The sequence below is a fragment of the Trabulsiella guamensis ATCC 49490 genome (genome assembly GCF_000734965.1).
GTDB lineage: Bacteria > Pseudomonadota > Gammaproteobacteria > Enterobacterales > Enterobacteriaceae > Trabulsiella > Trabulsiella guamensis.
In genome coordinates, this window is record NZ_JMTB01000004.1 from 1 (window position 1) to 17,323 (window position 17,323).

Sequence of the window (17,323 nt, forward strand, 5' to 3'; positions counted from 1 at the left end):
GACGGGACGCTCTGTCGATCACATTGCCTGGGAAGTGGGGTATACCGACCCGTCCGCCTTTCGCAAGATTTTTCGCAAAATCACAGGCGTTACGCCGGGTCAGTATCGCCAGCGTTTTGGCATCACATAATGCAAAAAGCCTGCTCGAAAGCAGGCTTTTTTTAATCTGGCTCCTCTGACTGGACTCGAACCAGTGACATACGGATTAACAGTCCGCCGTTCTACCGACTGAACTACAGAGGAATTGTGTGAACGGGGCGCATATTAACGGCGCTGTTTGCCTTTGTCAAAGGCCGGTTGCCCTGTCAGATACTGACTGCTGACAATTTCAGCAATATCATCTGCATTGCTGGTTTATTGACCAGTACTGCACCGCGACGGTGCAAAATTACCTCTAATGGGGCATAGCGGCTTCTGCTGACTGTTGCGCAAAAACAACGAAATACATCAGAAACGCTTATTTATCGGCGCTGGCGGGACGTTATTAAAAGCTGGCAAGCATATTGCAATATTTCCGGCTAGTTAAAAGACCGCCCATAAGGGCATGGCATTCCGGACAGGGGGCAATATGAATTTAAGACGACTGAAGTACTTCGTGAAAATCGTCGACATCGGTAGCCTGACGCAGGCCGCAGAAGTGCTGCACATCGCGCAACCCGCGCTGAGTCAGCAGGTGGCTACTCTGGAAGGGGAACTGGATCAGCAGTTGCTGATTCGCACCAAGCGGGGCGTTACGCCAACCGAAGCCGGGAAAATTCTCTACACCCATGCACGGACGATTTTGCGCCAGTGTGAACAGGCGCATATGGCGGTCAGCCATGTTGGTCAGACGCTGAGCGGCCAGGTTTCTATCGGACTCGCGCCGGGAACGGCGGCGTCATCTGTAACCATGCCGTTATTGCAGACAGTACGTAATGAACTGCCAAACGTACTGGTGTATCTGCATGAAAATAGCGGCGCCATTCTGAACGACAAACTTCTGAGCGGTCAGCTGGATATGGCGGTGTTGTATGACCGCGCCCCAGTCGCCGGGATCAACAGCCAGCCGTTGCTGAAAGAAGAACTCTACGTTGTCGGTACGCGCGATTGCCCGGGGCAGGGCGTTGATCTGGCGCTGGTGGCCGAAATGAATCTCTTCCTGCCGCGAGACTACAGTGCGGTGCGGGCACGGGTGGATGAGGCGTTCTCGCTGCGCCGCCTGACGGCAAAAGTCGTCGGCGAAATTGATTCCATCTCCACGCTGACCGCCGCTATAGCCAGCGGGATGGGTGTGACGGTACTGCCTGAATCGGCAGCAAGTTCGTTGTGCAGCGCCGCCAACGGCTGGATGGCGCGCATCTCATCACCATCAATGAGCTTGCCGCTGTCGCTAAACGTATCGGCGCGAGGTTCTCTGTCGCCGCAGGCACAGGCAGTGAAAGAGATTCTGATGTCGCTGGTGAGTCGCCCGACCCTGGAAAACCGGGAATTGCAGCTGGTTAGCTAGGCGTTATTCCTGACAGGAATAAGATGCTGGTTTTTATTATTTGTTCGCCGGAAGCGCAGACTCTAACAATAGCAGTATGTCTGATGGTCCCGGAGGGAAGGGTGAATTTCCAGCAACTTAAAATAATCCGCGAGGCAGCGCGGCAGGATTACAACCTGACAGAAGTCGCCAACATGCTTTACACGTCGCAGTCCGGCGTGAGCCGCCATATCCGCGAGCTGGAAGAAGAACTGGGGATTGAGATTTTCATCCGCCGCGGTAAGCGACTGTTGGGGATGACGGAACCCGGCAAAGCATTACTGGTCATTGCTGAACGTATTCTGAATGAGGCGAGCAACGTCCGTCGTCTCGCCGATCTGTTCACCAATGACGCGACAGGCGTGCTGACCATTGCGACCACGCACACCCAGGCGCGTTACAGTTTGCCGCCGGTGATCAAGGCGTTCCGCGAACTGTACAGTGATGTCCGCCTGGAGTTGATTCAGGGGACGCCGCAGGAAATCGATGCACTGCTGCATAACGGCGGGGCGGATATTGGCATTGCCAGCGAGCGGCTGAGCAATGACCCGACGCTCGCCGCGTTCCCGTGGTTTCGCTGGTATCACAGTCTGCTGGTGCCGAAAAACCATCCGTTGACGCAAGTCTCGCCGTTGACGCTCGACGATATCGCCCGCTGGCCGTTAATCACTTACCGTCAGGGGATCACAGGTCGCTCGCGTATTGATGAAGCCTTTAACCGCCGTGGACTGGTGCCGGACATAGTGCTCAGCGCGCAGGATTCCGACGTTATCAAAACCTACGTTGAATTAGGGCTGGGCATTGGGCTGGTGGCGGAGCAGTCGGGTGATCATCAGGAGTCTGATACGCTCACAAGGCTCGAAACCCGCCATCTTTTCGATGCCAACACCGTCTGGCTGGGGTTAAAGCGCGGTCAGTTACAACGTAACTATGTCTGGCGGTTTATTGAATTATGTAATGCCGGGCTGTCGCTTGAGGAGATCAAGCAACAGGCGATGGAGCCGGAAGAAGTGGCTATCGATTACCAGATCTAGAAAAGCAAAAAGCCTGCTCGAAAGCAGGCTTTTTTTGAAATCTGGCTCCTCTGACTGGACTCGAACCAGTGACATACGGATTAACAGTCCGCCGTTCTACCGACTGAACTACAGAGGAATCGTGTGAACGGGGCGAATACTAATGGCTCCCCTTTTTTGTGTCAACACTAAATTTAACCTGCTGATTCAACTGGATGAATTTAGCGCAGGCTGTTGTTTTAGTGAACTACCGGTGAGTTATCATCAATACTGACGCCATTCTCGCGTAAACGTGCCAGCGGGTCCTGCTGATAAAACTGGCAAAAACGCTGCCACAGCGCCGGGAAGCGGGGAGCAAAGAACTCGGGGGCACTGAAAAAGTATTCTGACAGCACGGCAAAACACTCCGCCGGATCACTCGCTGCATAGGCATCAATGCTGGCGGCGCTTTCGCCTACCAGGTCAATTTCATCCTGAATGTTGTTCATCGCCGCGTGCAGGTCATGTTCCCACCCGGCCACTTCACGCAGCGGGATTAATGGCACGCCGCTGGCGCGGTCGCCGTTACGGGTGTCGAGCTTATGTGCCACTTCATGAACGATTAAGTTGAAACCGGAGGCGTCGAAGGAGTCCTGAATATCAAGCCAGTTCAGCACTATCGGCCCCTGTTGCCAGCTTTGCCCTGACTGCACGACCCGCTGATTATGCACCAGCCCGATGTCGTCTTCCCATTCGTCATCCACTACGAATGGCGCGGGGTAGATGAGGATTTCATGAAAACCATCCAGCCATTCAAGACCCAGTTCCAGTACCGGTAAGCAGAACAGTAGTGCAATGCGGGCATGTTGCTCCGCGGTAAGTTCCAGCCCTTGCAGAACAACCAGCCGCTTTTGTTGTAAAAAACGGTCGGCAAGATGAACCAGCTTCGCCTGCTCATCATCCGAAAGGTTCGCTAAAACAGGAATAGCCAGCGCCTGCTCCCAGTTGATCTGGGGATTGGGGCTCGTGTCATGTGCTTTCCAGGGCCACTTAATCATCGTTTTGCTCGCAAACTCGTCACTTGAACAGAATTGGAGGTACCGGGTCTGTTAAAATGCCAAAGATCCTGGCATGATGGCAACCATAAAACGGAGAGATGCCGGAGCGGCTGAACGGACCGGTCTCGAAAACCGGAGTAGGGGCAACTCTACCGGGGGTTCAAATCCCCCTCTCTCCGCCACTATTCAAGCACTTACCCCGCCTTGTTTCAGTGATAAAAATCTCATTGAGAAAACCTGAGAAAATCCGAAGAGGGAATTCTTAACCCTTTTTACCCTGATCTGCACGGGGTAACGTCACATTTTTTAGTCCAGAGTCAGGCTAATCTTCATCTTTCTGCATTATTGTAAATTGCCACTTTATGTCAGACATTGTGCAATATTGTCCTGTTATTCTTCTTTTGCATCGAATGATAAGTCCTGCCGCCACAACAAAAAATATAAAAGGTATGGCCTATCAAATATATGGACTGTTTTAATTATATTTTATCTTGGTTGGTGTATATCGTAACGCAAACACCCTAAAAGGAGCTTAGATATGAGCACGTCCGATGATACCCATAACACCCTCTCTACCGGGAAATGTCCGTTCCATCAAGGCGGGCATGACCAGAGTGCCGGCGCGGGGACAGCCAGTCGCGACTGGTGGCCTAACCAACTCCGTGTAGATTTATTAAATCAGCATTCCTCTCGTTCGAATCCGCTCGGTGAGGACTTCGATTACCGTAAAGAATTTAGCAAGTTAGATTATTCCGCGCTGAAAGGTGATCTCAGAGCGCTTCTCACCGAATCTCAACCATGGTGGCCTGCTGACTGGGGTACCTACGCCGGTCTCTTCATTCGTATGGCCTGGCACGGTGCAGGCACCTACCGTTCTATTGACGGCCGGGGTGGCGCGGGTCGCGGTCAACAGCGGTTTGCGCCGCTAAACTCCTGGCCGGATAACGTCAGTCTGGATAAGGCGCGACGTTTACTGTGGCCAATTAAGCAAAAATATGGGCAAAAAATTTCGTGGGCGGATCTGTTTATTCTGGCGGGTAACGTTGCGCTGGAAAATGCAGGTTTCCGGACCTTTGGTTTTGGTGCGGGACGAGAAGACGTCTGGGAACCTGACCTGGATGTTAACTGGGGTGATGAAAAAGCCTGGTTGACCCACCGTCATCCGGAAGCGCTGGCAAAAGCACCGCTGGGCGCAACTGAAATGGGACTTATTTACGTGAACCCGGAAGGGCCGGATCACAGCGGCGAACCGCTTTCTGCGGCGGCGGCAATTCGCGCCACCTTCGGCAACATGGGAATGAATGACGAAGAGACCGTTGCCCTGATCGGCGGCGGACATACGCTTGGTAAAACGCACGGTATGGCAGCCGCGTCTCATGTCGGGCCGGACCCGGAAGCCGCGCCTATTGAAGCTCAGGGCCTGGGCTGGGCCAGCAGCTTCGGCAGTGGTGCAGGCGCAGATGCCATTACGTCTGGGCTGGAAGTGGTATGGTCGCAAACGCCTACCCAGTGGAGCAACTACTTCTTTGAAAACCTGTTCAAATATGAGTGGGTGCAAACGCGTAGTCCGGCAGGTGCGATCCAGTTTGAAGCCGTGGATGCGCCAGAAATTATTCCTGATCCGTTCGACCCGTCGAAAAAACGTAAACCGACGATGCTGGTCACCGACCTGACGCTGCGTTTCGACCCGGAATTCGAAAAAATTTCTCGTCGCTTCCTGAACGATCCGCAGGCATTTAACGAAGCGTTTGCCCGTGCCTGGTTCAAACTGACGCACAGAGATATGGGGCCGAAATCACGCTACATTGGTCCGGAAGTACCAAAAGAAGATCTCATCTGGCAGGATCCTTTACCGCTGCCGGAATATCAGCCTGGCGAAGAAGATATCATTAACCTGAAAGCGGCGATTGCCTCTTCCGGACTCTCTGTCAGCGAACTGGTTTCTGTGGCCTGGGCTTCCGCCTCTACGTTCCGTGGCGGCGACAAACGTGGCGGGGCTAACGGCGCGCGTCTGGCATTAGCGCCACAGCGTGACTGGGACGTTAACGCCGCGGCTGTACGTGCATTGCCCGTTCTGGAAAATCTGCAGAAATCGACGGGGAAAGCCTCTCTGGCCGATATCATCGTACTGGCGGGCGTGGTAGGCGTTGAACAGGCAGCCAGTGCGGCGGGGGTAAGCATCAGCGTACCGTTTACACCGGGTCGCGTGGATGCCCGTCAGGATCAGACGGATATCGGGATGTTTGAACTGCTCGAGCCGATTGCTGATGGGTTCCGTAACTATCGCGCAAGACTGGATGTTTCCACCACTGAATCACTTCTGATCGATAAAGCACAGCAGTTGACGCTGACAGCGCCGGAAATGACAGTACTGGTCGGTGGGATGCGTGTTCTGGGAACAAACTTTGATGGCAGTAAGAACGGCGTCTTCACCGACCGGCCTGGCGTTCTCAGCACTGATTTCTTCGTGAATTTGCTGGACATGCGTACAGAGTGGAAAGCGACTGACGAGTCGGGTGAGCTGTTTGAAGGGCGCGATCGTCAGAGTGGGGAGGTGAAGTACACCGCAACCCGTGCAGACCTGGTATTTGGTTCTAACTCCGTGCTGCGTGCGCTGGCCGAAGTGTATGCCAGCAATGATGCGCGAGAGAAGTTTGTGAAAGATTTCGTCGCGGCCTGGGTGAAAGTGATGAACCTGGATCGATTCGATCTGCTTTAATTCGTAACTCCCGCATGGCATGACGGCTCTCTTTACAGAGAGCCGTTTTTATGTGCCTGATAATATCGTTATCAGGACAGGAGACAGAATTACCGCTGCATTCCCCAGCGCTTCACCGTCACCTTTTCCAGACTGGAGAATACCACGCCTTCTGCCAGCAGACCGATCACGATGACGGTTAATAATCCCGCAAATACCCGGTCAGTGAACAGTTCATTGCGATTCTGGAATATATACCAGCCCAGACCACCCTCGCCGCTGGATGCACCAAATACCAGTTCCGCCGCGATCAGCGTTCTCCAGGCGAAAGCCCAACCGATCTTAAGACCGGAAAGGATGGCGGGAAGAGATGCCGGAATAAGGATCAGGATGACATAGCGAGGCCCGCTAAGGCCGTAGTTCCGCCCCGCCATACGCAGCGTTTCTGGCACACTGCTAAAGCCTGACCAGGTATTCAGCGCGACTGGCCACATCACGGAATGTATCAGCACAAATATCAGGCTGGCGTTCCCCAGCCCAAACCACAGCAGAGCCAGTGGTAACAAGGCAATTGCTGGCAGTGGATTCAGCATGGCGGTTATAGTACTGAGCAAATCCCGACCAAACTGCGTGGTTACGGCAAGAGCGCTGGCAATCAATGCCAGTGCACTTCCTGCGAGATATCCTTTCAATAGCGTGCTGAGCGAATTGATGATTTTTTCAGGCAGTTCGCCATTGCGCATGTCTTCGCTGAACGCCCGCAGCGTCTGAAGTACGCCAGGTAACATCAGGTCATTTTGCTGCACCCGAGCGGCTATCTCCCATAACACCAGTACCAGGAACACTATCAGACACTTGCGCAGCCATGTCTGATTCCACAGGCGCTGACTTAAGGGCAGCGGCGTTTCCACCGGCAGATTTCGCAACGGCGGTAATTCGTGTTCGAATTCAGGACGAATGTACGGTGACCGGGACATACGCAGGCTCCTCACCGGATGAATGAGACGGGGTATTCCCGGGCGTCGGGAATAACAGATGGTGAATATGACGAGCGGCGTGCTGGAATGCTTCGCTGCCAAAGTCATTCAGTGTGAACTGATGGCAATTAAGTTCTGCCCTGACACGTCCTGGATGCGGTGATAACACCAGGATACGATTGCCTACCACCAGTGCTTCTTCAATCGAGTGAGTGACGAACAACAGGGTAAAGCGCTCTTCTTCCCAGAGTGCCAGCAGCTCCTCCTGTATCGTCCGTCGGGTCAGCGCATCCAGGGCTGCAAAGGGTTCGTCCATTAGCAGGATGCGCGGTTTCATCGCCAGCGCACGCGCGATGGCGACACGCTGCTTCATTCCACCGGAGAGCATATGGGGCATGACATCAGCAAAATCCGCCAGACCAACCTTCTGAAGGAAATGCAGCGCCGTCTCTTTTGCTTGTGAACGACTGGCCTTTCGGCTGGCCAGCAGCGGAAACATGACGTTTTCCAGCACCGTTTTCCACGGCGGCAATTGATCGAACTCCTGGAATACCATCATCCGCTCCGGACCAGGAGTATTAACCGGCGTACCCGCCAGTGAAATTTGACCACTGCGTGGAGTCAGAAAACCGCCTGCGGCTTTTAACAGGCTCGATTTCCCGCAGCCTGACGGCCCAAGCAGGATAAAACGGTCACCCGGCCAGACCTCAAAACTGACATCATGCGTGGCACGCACTTGCCGTTCACGGGTACGGTATTCAATATCGACATTACTGACCTGCAGCAGCGGGCCGTCGGGTTGTTGAGTGACCATTTGAGCCTCCGGTATTACGGTTTAACTGCCTGGGTTTTCCCATGCTTCGTTAAAGAAATAATCCTTCCAGGAGTTCGCTTTATTTTTCAGTACGCCAAGCTCATGGAGTTTTTCCGCATATACGCCGGTACGCTCAGGAGAAATCGTAAAGCTGATTTCTGGATCGTTGACAATTTTTTGTACCAGCGGTAAGGGCAGTCGTGATTTCTCGACGCGGATATACGTTTCGGCCGCCGCATTTTTGTCACGGTTTATGATATTTGTGGCTTCGCTGAGGGCGCGATAAAACGCCTTATAGGTTTTCGGGTTTTCATCATGGAATTTCTGCGTGGTGTAGAGAACATTAAACGTCGCCTGTCCACCCAGCACATCATAGGAACTGAGCACTTTATGCACATTACTGTGTTCCAGGGCCTGATACTGGAATGGCGGGCTGGAAAAATGGGTGGTAATTTCCGAACCGCCGGCGATTAATGCTGCGCTGGCATCCGGGTGCGGTAAGCTGACGCTAATGTTATCGAAGCGTTTGAAGTCTTTGTCGCCATATAATTTCGCTGTCTCGATTTGTAATGTCCGGGACTGAAAACCGACCCCGGCCGCCGGAACGGCAATTCTGTCTTTTTCGGTCAGATCTTTAATACTTTTTACCGCCGGGTTATTACTCAATAAATAATTGGGCATCGAACCAAGCGAGGCGATGGCTTTCACATTTTGCTGACCCTTGGTGCGATCCCATAAGGTCAATAAAGGCGGGACGCCTGCTGACGCGACGTCCAGAGCGCCAGACAGCAGCGCTTCATTCATTCCGGTTGCTCCGGAAATGGTGCGCCACTCAACTTTGATATCCAGCCCCTCTTTTTTCCCCTCTATTTCGATAAGGTGCTGGTCGCGAACCACATCAAGAATTAAATACCCGATGCCAAATTGCTGCGCGATACTAATATTCCCTTCCGCAAATGCTGAAAGGTTTACGCCACCGAGGGTGGAAAATGCCAGAGTCCAGGCCAGGACCCTGTTTCTTTTATTCATGTCAGTTCCCCAGAAAGATGTTTCTCAGCCAAAAATCATGGTCACAGGCGAGGGGGAAAGGAAATAATTTAAATGGTAATGAATAGCAGGAAAATGAATAAGGCGGAAACAAAACCGGGGAAGCAGCCTTCCCCGGTTTTTAACATCAGAACTGATAAACCATGCCTACGCCAACGACGTCATCAGTGGAGATGCCGTTGTCGGAATAGAAGTCATCGTCTTCATCCAGCAGGTTGATTTTGTAATCAACGTACGCGGTGAAGTTTTTGTTGAAGTTGTAGTACGCACCCACTTCAACGTAGTTCACCAGATCCTGGTCTACATAGTCGTAACCATTGCTGGTGTTGTAGTCGTTACCGCCGAGGTCTTTCCCTTTCGAGTAAACCCACGCCAGTGACGGACGCAGACCGAAGTCGAACTGATACTGCGCAACCGCTTCGAAGTTCTGCGTTTTGTTGGCAATACCGTTATCACCGTACGGTGTCATATTGCGGGTTTCAGCATACATCATCGCCAGATAGACATCATTCGCGTCATACTTCGCGCCAAACGTCCACACTTCCGCGTTTTCGCCACCCGCGTATTTGACGTAACGGTTACCACTGCCCGCACCATAAGCAACCTGATCATTGGTACGGTCAGAAGCGGAGTATGCCGCACCCAGGCTCAGACCAAAATCAAAGTTGTAAGTGGTGGACATCGCGTAGCCGTCACCGTTCTGGAAGCGAATGTCTTTATCATCTTTACGGTTTTTGGTGCCTTCCTGATCTTCGTTAGCGTTGGAACCTTCGTTATTGCCCTGGTACTGCAGCGCGAAGTTCAGGCCATCGACCAGACCGAAGAAATCTGCGTTGCGGTAGGTCGCCACACCGTTGGCACGGCCAACCATGAAGTTGTCAGTCCAGGTGTAGGAGTCGCCACCGAACACTGGCAGCATATCGGTCCAGCTTTCAATGTCGTACACCGCGCCATAGTTACGGCCATAATCAAAAGAGCCGTAATTGCCGAACTTCAGGCCCGCGAACGCCAGACGGTTAAAAGAGGTGTCACCGCTGCCTTCGGTGTCGTTAGCGTAAGTTTTGTATTCCCACTGACCATAGCCGGTCAGCTGGTCGGTAATCTGGGTTTCGCCTTTAAAGCCGATCTGTACGTAGGTTTCGTCACCGTCGTCACCCGGGTTATCGGAAAACGTATGGCGCGCATCTACTTTGCCGTACAGATCAACTTTATTGCCGTCTTTATTATACATTTCAGCCGCATTTGCAGCGCCAGCCAGTAATAAAGCAGGCACAATTATTGCCAGAACTTTTCTTTTCATTATATATTCCCTTCAGATTATAATTGACGTGAATATTTGTAATGCCGTCATGAATTACAGGAGAAATACTAGCCATATAGTTCAGTTTAATTTAAAAGAAAAATGTAATTAAATTATTTCTAATATTGCAAAATGTTTCTGATTTGAGTGATATAAATATACTGAATGAATAATAGTGAATTTATTTATATGGTTGATTTTTAATGAATTTATCAAAATTATGAATGTGTGTGAATAATTGATTTTTATTATGCATTGCGATCGGGCAAAAAAAATACCCAACGGTGAGGTTGGGTAAAGTATTAATCAGGAAGTTATAACGAGGGCAGTGTAAAACAACTAAGGCTAATAACGAAGAAATAATGACATTAAATATGTAAAAATAAAAGTCTGTAACCGGATAATTTAATTATTTTGTTGGGTTATAAATAACGTGAATAAATACGCTAAAATAATAAATGAAAGGCAGAGATGATGTCTGGCACTCTTACCGTTGGTAAAAGCCACGGGCAAAATACTATCACCTGCAGAATTACCGGCTATACTGTGACAACAGTCACATTTGCGGACGTTAAATACGATAAAAGACCATCTACAGGACAGGAGGTGAGAACCGGGTATGGAAGATAGAGTAAAACGCGGCCCTGGTGGCAAACTGGCATTATGGGTCTTCTATGCTTTCTGCGGCTATTTTGTCTGGGCGATGGCGCGCTATTTCTGGGTGATAAGCCAGGTGCAAGCCTTTCCAGGCGCGACGCTTGATGGCGAACTGGGATCGACCATCGGGAAATGGGTGGGGGCGCTGCTGGGGTTTCTGGTGCTGAGCGTTGTCGGCGTTGTGCTCGGCTATATCGCCTGGGTTACCCGCCCGCAACAGATCGAAGAGTGACCTCACGCCCCGCGCGGCGGGCAGCCGCGCAGGAGGTAATCCGGCAACGCATTTTTGTGATACTCTCTGTCCAACTTTGTCTTGTCCGGTTACGCCCATGCAGGAAAACATTTCGTTTAATATCCCGACGTCACCCTCCGCTGAAGTGAATGTGGTGGATCCCAACGCGCTCCTGACCCGGTTGCTGAGCATCTATGATGTCAAAACGCTCGTTGCGCAGCTGAATGCGGTGGGGGAGCAGCACTGGAGCCCCGCAATCCTTAAACGCGTGGTTGAAATGGCGCGCGCGGACAAACGGCTGAGTGAAGCTGAATGCGCACGGCTTTCCGCATTGCTACCCAGACCACCGCAAAACCATCCGCATTATGCGTTCCGGTTTATCGATCTCTTCGCTGGCATCGGCGGTATTCGTAACGGTTTTGAAGCCATTGGCGGGCAGTGCATATTCACCAGTGAGTGGAACAAACACGCGGTTCGCACCTACAAAGCGAACTGGTACTGCGATCCTGACCAGCATCAGTTTAATGAGGATATCCGCGACGTTACCCTCAGCCATCACCCGGACGTCACTGATACTGCCGCCGCAGAGCATATTCGGGCTGTCATCCCTGAACATGATGTGTTGCTGGCCGGTTTTCCCTGTCAGCCGTTTTCACTGGCGGGGGTGTCGAAGAAAAACGCCCTCGGGCGCGCCCACGGGTTCGCCTGCGATACGCAGGGAACATTATTTTTCGATGTGGTGCGCATTATTGGCGCCCGCCGACCGGCAATTTTCGTGCTGGAAAACGTCAAGAACCTGAAGAGCCATGACAAAGGCAAAACGTTCCGTATCATCATGCAGACACTCGACGAACTGGGTTATGACGTTGCCGATGCCGACGAGATGGGGCCGGACGATCCGAAGATTATCGACGGGCAACATTTCTTGCCACAGCACCGGGAGCGTATCGTGCTGGTGGGTTTCCGCCGTGACCTGAATCTGCAGCAGGGTTTCACTCTGCGCGATATCCCCGCTTTTTACCCGTCACGCCGTCCGACTTTTGGTGAACTGCTGGAGCCAACGGTCGACGCCAAATTCATTCTGACGCCAGTGTTGTGGAAATACCTCTATCGCTATGCGAAAAAGCACCAGGCACGTGGTAATGGCTTTGGTTTCGGTTTGGTTGACCCCACCAATCCCCATAGCGTAGCGCGAACATTGTCTGCCCGTTACTACAAAGATGGCGCAGAGATACTGGTTGATCGTGGCTGGGACAAGCCGCTAGGCGAACAGCATTTTGACGATCCACAAAACCAGCAGCGTCGTCCGCGTCGTCTGACACCGCGCGAATGCGCCCGTCTGATGGGCTTCGAATCACCGCAGGGATATCACTTCCGCATTCCGGTGTCGGACACTCAGGCTTACCGGCAGTTCGGCAACTCGGTGGTGGTCCCTGCTTTTGCAGCGGTAGCGAAAATGCTGGAGTCGCGCATTTTACTGGCCGCAGCCATGCGGGAAAAAGAGGCAAAACGTGGCGGACGTTCACGATAAAGCCACCCGCAGCAAGAACATGCGCGCCATCGGTACGCGGGATACGGCTATCGAAAAACGGCTTGCATTGCTGCTGGAATCTGCCGGATTTACATATACCGTACAGGATGCAACGCTGCCGGGGCGCCCTGATTTTGTGGTCGCTGACTATCAGTGCGTCATTTTCACTCACGGCTGTTTCTGGCATCACCACGACTGCTACTTATTTAAAGTGCCTGCTACGCGTACCGAGTTCTGGCTGGAGAAAATCGGTAAAAACGTGACTCGTGACGAGCGAGACATGACGCTATTGATTGAGCAAGGCTGGCGGGTACTGGTGGTGTGGGAATGCGCGCTGCGGGGGCGGATGAAACTCAGCGATGAGGCCTTAACCGCACGGCTTGAGGAGTGGATCTGCGGCGGCAACACCGCCGCGCAGATCGACACTCAGGGCATTACTTCTTCACTTCGCAGGGGGTAACTTCCGGGCGACCCGGCAACAGATATTTACCCAGCGTCACCAGCACCACCGCGAAAATAATCACCGCCAGTGCCAGCCATTCAATCTCTGAAAGATGCTCTCCGCCAAAGCCTGTTCCAAGCAGTACGGCCACCACCGGATTCACGTACGCATAGCTGGTGGCAATCGCCGGAGAGACGTTGCGGATCAAGTACATATACGCATTAATGGCAATGACAGAGCCGAACAGCGACAGATAACCCACTGCAAGAAAGCCGGACAGCGACGGCATGGCAGTCAGTTTCTCGCCGGTCAGGAGCGAGGCGCACATCAGCACTATTCCTGCCGCCAGCATCTCAATCGCGCCCGCCATCATTCCCACCGGCAGTTCAATGCGTGAACCGTATACCGAGCCAAACGCCCAACTAACGGAACCGATCAGGATGAGAATGGCGCCCCACGGGTTGCCGCTCAGGTTCCCGCCGCTGTTAAGCAGGACAATTCCTGCGAGACCAATGGCAATACCCAGCCATTCCAGCTTGCGGGTGGCAATGCCGAAAAAACGGCTAAAACAGAGGGTGAACAATGGCACGGTGGCTACCATCACCGCGGCGATCCCTGACGGCACGTGCTGATGCTCAGCCACTGTCACAAAACCATTACCTACCGCCAGCAGCAACACGCCAATCAGTGCAGCGTTCAGCAACGGACGGCGCGCCGGAAGTTTATGCCCGGTCGCCAACAGAAAACCCAGAAGTAAAACCCCGGCACAGAGAAAGCGGACGCCCGCCATCATGAACGGCGGCCAGCTTTCCACGCCGATACTGATAGCAAAATAAGTGGATCCCCAGATGATGTAGAGCGCAAAAAGCGCTCCAAGGAGCGGCAGTAACTGTCGGACGCGCATACTTCCTCACGGCAAAATAGAAAGGTGGCTTATAGTAAACGTCAAAACGACCTGGCTGGCGAGCGCTTTAGTTGTCACAACAATGTATTAATTTTGTTGACAGTCGGGTCTATATGCAGGTGCGAAATTTTACTTCATACTTTATCCGTACATACCAAAAAACAAAGGAATACGATTTTGGCGGGTTCAAGTCTTTTAACACTTCTGGATGATATTGCGACGCTGCTGGATGACATCTCCGTGATGGGCAAACTGGCGGCAAAGAAAACGGCAGGCGTGCTGGGGGATGATTTATCGCTCAATGCGCAGCAGGTCTCTGGCGTGCGGGCAAACCGCGAGTTGCCGGTGGTCTGGGGCGTTGCCAAAGGCTCGTTTGTCAACAAGGTGATCCTGGTGCCGTTGGCGTTGCTAATCAGCGCTTTTCTGCCCTGGGCAATCACGCCGCTGTTGATGATTGGCGGCGCGTTTCTCTGTTATGAAGGGGTGGAGAAAGTCGTGCACACCCTACATGCCCGCAAACATCAGAATGATGAACAGGCGCGTCAGCAACGTCTTGAGGCGCTGGCGAATCAGGATATGCGCGTAGTCGAGCGCGATAAAATCAAAGGAGCGATCCGCACCGATTTTATCCTTTCGGCGGAGATCGTGGCGATTACGCTCGGCATCGTCGCCGATTCGCCGCTGCTCAATCAGGTGCTGGTCCTGTCGGGGATCGCCATTCTGGTGACCATTGGCGTATATGGGCTGGTGGGCGTCATCGTTAAGCTGGATGACATGGGTTACTGGCTGGCGGAAAAATCCAGTGTGCTGGCACAGGCGTTGGGCAAGAGCCTGTTGTTTATCGCGCCGTGGCTAATGAAATCGCTTTCCATTGTAGGAACGCTGGCAATGTTTTTAGTTGGCGGCGGGATTATTGTTCATGGGCTGGCGCCGTTGCATCACGCCATTGAACACTTCACCGCCGAACAGGCGAGTGCGGTGCAATGGTTGCTGCCAACACTGTTTAACCTTGTGCTGGGATTTATCGTCGGTGCGGTGGTGCTGGCAGTGGTGAATGTCGTGAGTCGTTTACGTCCGTCACAAGGGTAAAGTTCGGTCTGTCATTATGCAAAACGGGCAAACTTCGTCTAAGGTGAAAAAGTTTCACCCTGATACAGGAGGCAATGATGGTCTTTTTGGTCAGTGATGAAGTTAAGCCTAAAAGTGGCGGGCCGCGTATGGTCGTGACCGGTTATTCCAGTGGGATGGTAGAGTGTCGCTGGTATGACGGTTTCGGCGTGAAGCGGGAAGCTTTCCGTGAGGATGAACTCATGCCCGGCGACGGGCGGGGTCGGGAAGAGGCGTAACAACAACGCCCGGCAATTTCGCCGGGCGTTTTACTGGTTAATCTGACTGTGTCCTGGCGGGACAATCAGGGGTTCGTGTGCACAGTGAAACCTCCGTGGAGAGGCCGTCGTGGTTGAAAATGCTCAGCCGCCGTAAAAATCCGGGACGGGTGGTCAATTTTTGTTTCATCATCGTGCTCTTTTTCTCAACGCTACTGACCTGGCGTGAAATCGTCGTGCTTGAAGATGCCTATATCTCAAGCCAGCGTAATAACCTCGAAAACGTGGCGCATGAAATGGATGCGCAACTTCAGTTCAACGTTGACCGTTTGCTTTTTTTCCGTAATGGCGTGCAGGCGGCCATTAAAACTCCTCTGGCGTTCGAAGTGCTCGACAACGCGCGGGGTGAATTTGAGCAAAAACGCCTGGCATCAGAATGGACTATCACGCTTGATAAGCGCCGCACGTTGCCGGTATACGGCGTATCAGATGACTTCGTCAACAAAACCTCCATCCTCACCCGAGAAAATACATTGCTGGAAAATGAAATCACGGCCACGCTGGAGCTGGGTTATCTGCTGCGACTGTCGCACAGCACACAGCGTCTGGCGGAGCGCATGCTGTATGTATCGCTGGGGGCTTTTATCTCTCCAGTGATCCGAATCAGAACCTACATACCGTCATTTCCACCTATTACGGACTGGTGACCAGCCCGTGGTTTGCTATGCAGTCGCAGCGCAACAATCCGGCGCGGGGCATTCGCTGGACGACGATCCAGGAGACTGACAGCGTCGCGACAGAAGCCCAACTGGTCACCGCTTCTGTGCCTGTTGACGTAGATCGCTACTGGTTTGGCGTGCTGGCGATGGATTTTTCCGTCAGCGAGATGAAGGCGTTTTTGATGAGCGCGGTGGAAGGGGAAAAAGAGGGGGAGTATCAACTCTACGACAGTCGCATGAATCTGATTGCGACATCGGCGGGGGCAAATGACTATCCGCTGCGCCTTACGATTCGGGAAGAGGCGCAACTGGCGAATGATTTCGGCTACGATAACCGTGGTGGTTTGCGGCTGGTAACCAGTTATATCAGTTGGGAAAAGCTGCGTAATTTTGACGGCGTCCTGCTGCGGATCCATCGATTGCACGAGGGGGTACGCGGCGACTTCGGCACCATCACCATCGCCCTGGCGCTGGTGTGGATGCTGTTTACCATCATGCAACTGATTGCCTGGTGGGTGATCCGCCGGATGGTCGCCAACATGGCAGGGCTACAGGAGTCGCTGCAATGGCGAGCCTGGTATGATGCACTGACCCGGCTCTATAACCGCGGTGCGTTGTTTGAGCGGGCGCTGGACGCGGTTCAGGAGTGCAGGATGAAGCAACAACCGGTTTCGGTCATTCAGATTGATCTCGACCATTTTAAACGCATCAACGACGAATACGGTCACCAGGCGGGTGATCGGGTGCTTTCGCATGCCGCCAGTCTTATTAGTAGTAAAATTCGCGATACCGATATCGCCGGGCGTGTTGGTGGCGAAGAGTTCTGCGTCGTGCTGCCTGGTGCCTCGAGGGAAACAGCGCTGGAGATTGCCGAGCGCATCCGTCATCGTATCAACGTCCGTGAAATTCTGGTGGGGAAAGGAACGACGATGCGTATCAGCGCCTCTCTGGGGGTCAGCAGCAGCGACGAAAACGGGCAGTACGATTTTGAACTGTTGCAGTCTGTTGCTGACAGCCGTTTATATCTGGCGAAACAGGGCGGTCGTAACCGGGTCTGCGCCACGGACACGGGTTCGTTCTGAACGACCACCTTTTTTAGCCTGATTTGCTTTATGGCCTAAGA

15 protein-coding genes, 3 tRNA genes and 1 pseudogene are annotated in these 17,323 nt (G+C 52.9%); 11 read left to right on the forward strand and 8 right to left on the reverse strand.

Annotated features, from left to right (window positions below; all coding sequences use genetic code 11):
* Positions 1-130: helix-turn-helix domain-containing protein (locus GTGU_RS24125; RefSeq protein WP_156963967.1), on the forward strand; the 130-nt coding region annotated here is incomplete at its 5' end.
* A 37-nt stretch (positions 131-167) separates the two neighbouring features.
* Here GTGU_RS24125 and GTGU_RS00180 read toward each other — a convergent pair.
* Positions 168-243: transfer RNA gene (locus GTGU_RS00180), tRNA-Asn, on the reverse strand.
* A gap of 325 nt (positions 244-568) precedes the next feature.
* Between GTGU_RS00180 and nac the strand changes: the two genes are divergently transcribed.
* Both nac and cbl read left to right on the forward strand, forming a co-directional pair.
* Complete coding sequence (gene nac, locus GTGU_RS00185; RefSeq protein WP_038153194.1) at positions 569-1,486, forward strand: nitrogen assimilation transcriptional regulator NAC; 918 nt, start codon at positions 569-571, stop codon at positions 1,484-1,486.
* Positions 1,487-1,587: 101 nt separating this feature from the next.
* Entirely contained in the window at positions 1,588-2,538 is a 951-nt protein-coding gene (cbl, locus tag GTGU_RS00190; RefSeq protein WP_038153195.1) for an HTH-type transcriptional regulator Cbl, read from the forward strand.
* Between the two features lie 42 nt (positions 2,539-2,580).
* Here the strand turns inward: cbl and GTGU_RS00195 are convergent.
* Positions 2,581-2,656, reverse strand: a tRNA-Asn gene (locus GTGU_RS00195).
* Between the two features lie 100 nt (positions 2,657-2,756).
* On the reverse strand, positions 2,757-3,554 hold the full coding sequence (gene mtfA / locus GTGU_RS00200) for a DgsA anti-repressor MtfA (protein ID WP_038153198.1): 798 nt from the start codon (positions 3,552-3,554) through the stop codon (positions 2,757-2,759).
* Between the two features lie 92 nt (positions 3,555-3,646).
* Between mtfA and GTGU_RS00205 the strand changes: the two genes are divergently transcribed.
* Together GTGU_RS00205 and katG are read left to right on the forward strand one after the other, a co-directional pair.
* A tRNA-Ser gene (locus GTGU_RS00205) sits at positions 3,647-3,736 on the forward strand.
* 356 nt (positions 3,737-4,092) lie between these two features.
* Entirely contained in the window at positions 4,093-6,273 is a 2,181-nt protein-coding gene (gene katG, locus GTGU_RS00210; protein WP_038153200.1) for a catalase/peroxidase HPI, read from the forward strand.
* Positions 6,274-6,362: 89 nt separating this feature from the next.
* Here katG and GTGU_RS00215 read toward each other — a convergent pair whose 3' ends face one another.
* The 4 genes from GTGU_RS00215 to ompC all read right to left on the reverse strand — a co-directional run bounded on the left by GTGU_RS00215 (position 6,363) and on the right by ompC (position 10,390).
* A complete protein-coding gene (locus tag GTGU_RS00215) occupies positions 6,363-7,229 on the reverse strand; it encodes an ABC transporter permease (protein WP_038153202.1) in 867 nt (288 codons plus the stop codon).
* Positions 7,201-8,043, reverse strand: a complete 843-nt coding sequence (locus GTGU_RS00220; RefSeq protein ID WP_038153204.1) for an ABC transporter ATP-binding protein — start codon at positions 8,041-8,043, stop codon at positions 7,201-7,203. The genes GTGU_RS00215 and GTGU_RS00220 overlap by 29 nt, the downstream gene beginning before the upstream one ends.
* 21 nt (positions 8,044-8,064) lie before the next feature.
* Positions 8,065-9,072 carry an ABC transporter substrate-binding protein gene (locus GTGU_RS00225; protein ID WP_051857254.1) on the reverse strand — a complete coding sequence of 336 codons (1,008 nt, stop codon included), beginning with the start codon at positions 9,070-9,072 and terminating at the stop codon, positions 8,065-8,067.
* Between the two features lie 145 nt (positions 9,073-9,217).
* The gene (gene ompC, locus GTGU_RS00230; protein ID WP_038153206.1) at positions 9,218-10,390 is read right to left on the reverse strand and encodes a porin OmpC; all 1,173 of its coding nucleotides are present in this window, start codon (positions 10,388-10,390) and stop codon (positions 9,218-9,220) included.
* Between the two features lie 619 nt (positions 10,391-11,009).
* Between ompC and drpB the strand changes: the two genes are divergently transcribed.
* The 3 genes from drpB to GTGU_RS00245 all read left to right on the forward strand — a co-directional run bounded on the left by drpB (position 11,010) and on the right by GTGU_RS00245 (position 13,270).
* Positions 11,010-11,279, forward strand: a complete 270-nt coding sequence (gene drpB / locus GTGU_RS00235; protein WP_038153208.1) for a cell division protein DrpB — start codon at positions 11,010-11,012, stop codon at positions 11,277-11,279.
* Positions 11,280-11,376: 97 nt separating this feature from the next.
* Positions 11,377-12,810: a DNA cytosine methyltransferase gene (locus tag GTGU_RS00240; protein ID WP_038153210.1), complete on the forward strand. Its 1,434-nt coding sequence runs from the start codon at positions 11,377-11,379 to the stop codon at positions 12,808-12,810.
* A complete protein-coding gene (locus GTGU_RS00245; protein WP_038153213.1) occupies positions 12,791-13,270 on the forward strand; it encodes a very short patch repair endonuclease in 480 nt (159 codons plus the stop codon). Before GTGU_RS00240 ends, GTGU_RS00245 begins: the two co-directional genes overlap by 20 nt.
* Here the strand turns inward: GTGU_RS00245 and yedA are convergent.
* A complete protein-coding gene (yedA, locus tag GTGU_RS00250) occupies positions 13,245-14,156 on the reverse strand; it encodes a drug/metabolite exporter YedA (RefSeq protein WP_038153215.1) in 912 nt (303 codons plus the stop codon). The genes GTGU_RS00245 and yedA overlap by 26 nt on opposite strands.
* Positions 14,157-14,333: 177 nt before the next feature.
* Between yedA and GTGU_RS00255 the strand changes: the two genes are divergently transcribed.
* The 3 genes and pseudogenes from GTGU_RS00255 to dgcQ all read left to right on the forward strand — a co-directional run bounded on the left by GTGU_RS00255 (position 14,334) and on the right by dgcQ (position 17,282).
* Positions 14,334-15,245, forward strand: coding sequence for a DUF808 family protein (locus tag GTGU_RS00255; protein ID WP_038153219.1), 912 nt, complete (start codon positions 14,334-14,336; stop codon positions 15,243-15,245).
* Positions 15,246-15,322: 77 nt separating this feature from the next.
* Positions 15,323-15,502 (forward strand): YodC family protein, encoded by a 180-nt coding sequence (locus GTGU_RS00260; protein ID WP_038153222.1) that lies wholly within the window; start codon positions 15,323-15,325, stop codon positions 15,500-15,502.
* 119 nt (positions 15,503-15,621) lie between these two features.
* Positions 15,622-17,282 (forward strand): annotated as a pseudogene (dgcQ, locus tag GTGU_RS00265) (cellulose biosynthesis regulator diguanylate cyclase DgcQ).
* Positions 17,283-17,323: the final 41 nt, after the last annotated feature.